At 43.0% G+C, this 2426-nt stretch carries 4 protein-coding genes; all 4 read right to left on the bottom strand.

Features of this window, described 5'->3' with window-relative positions:
* Nucleotides 1–224: 224 nt before the first annotated feature.
* Nucleotides 225–842 carry a heme-binding protein gene (locus tag A3761_RS18270; protein WP_197470023.1) on the bottom strand — a complete coding sequence of 206 codons (618 nt, stop codon included), beginning with the start codon at nt 840–842 and terminating at the stop codon, nt 225–227.
* 14 nt (nt 843–856) lie between these two features.
* A complete protein-coding gene (locus A3761_RS18265) occupies nt 857–1036 on the bottom strand; it encodes a DUF6435 family protein (RefSeq protein WP_068510205.1) in 180 nt (59 codons plus the stop codon).
* Between the two features lie 35 nt (nt 1037–1071).
* Nucleotides 1072–1401, bottom strand: a complete 330-nt coding sequence (locus tag A3761_RS18260; RefSeq protein WP_255374952.1) for a thiol-disulfide oxidoreductase DCC family protein — start codon at nt 1399–1401, stop codon at nt 1072–1074.
* A gap of 168 nt (nt 1402–1569) precedes the next feature.
* The coding region (locus A3761_RS18255) for an endonuclease/exonuclease/phosphatase family protein (RefSeq protein WP_068750639.1) at nt 1570–2426 on the bottom strand (857 nt) is incomplete at its 5' end.

The following is a 2426-nucleotide window of genomic DNA, read 5'->3' as shown; positions in this document are numbered from 1 at the left end:
GTGACCAGGGCAACCGCTTCTTGTTTAAACTCTGTTGTATAACTTCTGTTCTTTCGTTTTGTCATTTAACACCTCAATAATTGGATTATATTCCTTATTGAAGTGTCCTGTTTGATTAAAGCAGATCACTATCAAAGATAGATTAGGATCTACACACTGTCCAGAAGAGACCAGTTAGATAGCACCCTTCTCACACTCATGGCATACGAACACAAAGATGGGGTCTACTCTATCGGGATTAGAACTTCATTTCGTCTAAAAAAAGGAATTGACGAAGGTGGATCATAACCGGCAATAATAGGCTGCCCAATGGCTTTGATATCCTGCTCATTCAACCAAGCCAATAGTTCGCTTTTCTTGCTTTCTATTGTGTCCTCGTCCAGCCAACCACTGAAGCGAATCGCTGCAACGGTGTAATCATTGACTCGCTCCAAAGAAACGTTTGGGTCTCTCGGCGCCGGTGCTGTCTCAATCCTGAAATCTTCGGGAAGAACAAAAGACATTTTAGTTGCTTTGTCTTGATCCATGAACACAGGCGCGGTCATGCTGATATCTTGCCCCTTACTATTTTCGCCGGAGATATACGCAAAAAGTCGTTTGAAAGCACTATCGTTTGACGATCTCCCCTTTTCACTATTCATCGTTGTGGAAACCAATAACATCTGGTCGTAATGTCGGATCTCAAAATTTCCATCTGACTGAATAAGCGAATAGGGAGCATGCTCAATCGTGTATTTAACCAAGCTACACCCTGTGAGTAAGGAACTCACAAATACAGAACAAGCTAGCAAGATAAACTTCATCGATCCGAGCCTTTCGGTATAGAAAAATTGATTAGACATCGTGATGACCTGCCCTAAGCACTTTCTTTAGCCATAACACTTTGTATTTTCTGATAAATATCATCGGCTTCTTTGCTGAGCATAGAATAGGCTCTTATGTCGCCATTGCGCTGTGCATGCATCGCCTCGGTGAGCTTCGCTTCATAAGCTTTCACGAGTTTTTTAGAAGGATTTTTGCTAAACCATTTAAACATTCTTTTTTACCTACTCTACATTCAGGACTCTGGTTCTAGGGTTGCTTTTTACTTCTATACTGGCGATACGCTAGCCATATTTCATATCCCCAGCGGCTAAACAAACGAATGAAAGGCCAGTTAAGTACCCGCCAAAAACGAGCGTAGGGCGTGTGATGCCAAGCCCTAACATTTGCATCAACGCCTACTAACCACTCTCCGTCAGAAGTTTTCAAGTGCAGCCTCTTCAGCAAAACATCTTTGCTCGGCGATTCAGTTGTTGAATCCAAATCATGTACGTTCTTAATCGTGAGATTGTCGCCTGCATGTTTCTTCAATCGACACACCTCAGCTGTACATAGAGGGCATTCGCCATCGTAGTACAATGTGTCGCGACGGATTGTTACTGCTGACTGTTCCAACTTACTCTTCTCGAATTCGTTACCAGTTATCAGTAAGGTCTACGAATACAAACTCGATATGGATCACTGTCAGCAGTAATGTGAGGATTGATTTGGAATTGCTTTTTAGGCGACAGCAGAGTCTAGGAGTCTTTAAAAGGCCGTTTCGATGGTGACTGACACGGGGGCATGGTCTGATGCTTCAGCGTCTACCTCATAGTTAGGGTTTTGCAGATGATCATCGTGCACGTCATAACTAACGACTTCCGCAATACTGCGTGGATTGTTAGCATCAAATTCCTTTGATAACAGCACATAATCTAAAACACTGCCCTTATTTGCAAAATAGTGTGTAGGGCTACGACGAGTTTCGATAGTTTTATCACTAATTTCAAAGGCATCGTAAAGTGTATGTTTTTCAACATTCAGCCTCTCCGCAGCAGAAAGGGATGAAACATATTTCGATCCAATTCTATCAATATGCCCGCCAGCCACCAGCAACTGCAAAGGCGTTGAGTCGATCGTATCATTTAGATCACCAAGCATAATGGTTGGCATATCTTCCTTCGCACTAGATTTCCAAAAGTCATTGTAGAGAAGAGCTGCTTCAGTTCCTCTCTGCATACTTGAAGCCCACCGACCATGCAGGTCGTCGTAAAGGAAATTACGAACTTGTTCATTGTCGGCTGTATCCACATAAAAGTGACGATCAAACTTCGACCTTTTAGACTTCAAGTGCGCCACATACACGGCAACCTTGGAGTAATCATCGATTTCAATAACGGCCCTGATCGGCTGACGACTAAAAACAAATTCTGAGTTGAGCCCCAAACTCTGAATCAAATATTGATCAACCGAAACTGCTTCACTAGATAGGATGGGGAATTTTGAAGCAATCGCGACAACGGGCATATCAAACAGATAGTCAGACTTCTTGTTGGGCTGTTCGACTGTTGCAAAATAGTCAAAGCCCGCTGACTTTGACAAGCTATTCAGAGCCGATACGGAAA

The sequence above is a fragment of the Oleiphilus sp. HI0123 genome (genome assembly GCF_001635315.1).
Note: the sequence above shows the minus strand (reverse complement) of the source record. Positions and strands in the feature narration are given on the sequence as shown.